Genomic DNA, 1638 nt, shown 5'->3' with positions numbered 1-1638 from the left:
GCCTATTTAAGTGATGTGCTGAAAAGGTTACCGACACATAAAGTGAGCCAAATAGAAGAATTGCTGCCGCACCGCTGGAAACCCGACCAAAATTAAAAAATAGCTATGGGGTTCAGCGCACGCTTACATTTCGTATAAGGTGTATTATGTTATTTTTAGGAATTCTTTAGAGTTATCTTTCAAGTAACTGACCTATTTCTAACCTGGTATAGCCACGTTCTTTAAAGATCAAAATAATTGCTTTTTTATAGTCTTCAGAAGTAGAACTCTTATATTTAGTTATCAGTTGATTCTCAGAATTCAGCTCAAGATCATTTTTGATGGTCAATCCTTCACTAGAGATCTTGTTAAAGATATTTAGGTTAAACATACAGGCACTCGTCATCCGTATTATAGCGGCCCGACTATAACGAATACCTGTCTTAGCTACGCTAGACACCCTTGGCCGCAAGGATTACAAATTAAGAAAAATTCCGCAAGTTTTTGTCTATTGAAAGAATAAATAATCTCCTAACTGTTCTCTATTTAACATGATGGTTGTTATGCGAAATTCCTAGCATATTCATCTTTTGTCTTATATCTTTATTTTTACCAATAGGTAAAATATATTCATAACCTACATCGAAAAGTAGGTAATTAAGAAAAAAATTACAGCGTTTTATAAGCCTTATAGTAACGGGAGAGACTATAGGGCTTTTTATTTATCTTAATATTCATATATCTATGATGAAACCATAATGCTCGGCGATATAAAAAACTGGCTTGAGAATAGATCGGTCTTTTATGATATTTGCTAAAATGCTCTTTTAAAATATAAAAAACTAAGCGTGTGTAGCACTGGGTCTAGGTGTTCTTTGGGCTTAGTTATTAGCGTTATTTAAATAAGTATAAGTCAATTTTTACCTAATGGATTTGCTTTTCAACTAGTTCTAATTTCTTTAATGCTTGCCCTTTTTTATGATCATTATTAATCTTTACAACTAGAGCTAAAATAAAAACCATCACTATAAAAACAAGGAAAATTAAATGCTTTTTCATCATTAATCCCTTCTTTTGATCTTTAAGGATGCCTTGTTCCTTTGTAAATAGATATGACATAAGGGAAGCACTGATACAAGCCTTTTTAAATGACTTTAGCAACTCGATAAACAGTTGCAACTCCACAATTCACTGCTTTGGCAATTTCTTCTTTAGTCATATTGCCAGCTGCTAGTAATTCTTTTATTCGTTTGTGCTTAGCCTCATTGGCTTTCTTACCTGTTGGCTTGTAACCCGAGCGTGCCAGGCCCTGCTTAATACGTTCTATACGTTTCTCATTGTCTAGGCGGGCCATTGTTGCCAGGAGATCAATCAACATATTGTTGATGAGTTCCAGGATTGAATGAGTAATGCTGTCACTGGTTTGAATCATTTGGTAGGTAGTAGGAAGATCCGCTACGACTAAACGAAGTCCCTTCTCCTGGATCCTGCGCTTCAGCTCTTGAAAATCTCGTTGGGTTAGGCGTGATAATCGGTCAATACTTTCAACTAACAAGGTGTCACCTTGATTTGCTTCTGACAGCAGCTTATTCAATTCAGGTCGGTCTAACTTCGTACCACTATAGTTTTCCACGTACACAATGGTTTCACCCAAATTCA

Annotated in this window: 2 protein-coding genes; one reads left to right on the top strand and one right to left on the bottom strand. The window is 35.5% G+C overall.

Features of this window, described 5'->3' with window-relative positions:
* On the top strand, positions 1-96 hold a 96-nt coding region (locus AC1P5O_RS16500; RefSeq protein ID WP_499005901.1), incomplete at its 5' end, for a transposase domain-containing protein.
* 1027 nt (positions 97-1123) lie between these two features.
* Here AC1P5O_RS16500 and AC1P5O_RS16495 read toward each other — a convergent pair.
* A partial coding sequence (locus tag AC1P5O_RS16495) for a recombinase family protein (protein WP_481124084.1) occupies positions 1124-1638 on the bottom strand: 515 nt, incomplete at its 5' end.

It is taken from the genome of Prolinoborus fasciculus, assembly GCF_056724605.1.
Note: the sequence above shows the minus strand (reverse complement) of the source record. Positions and strands in the feature narration are given on the sequence as shown.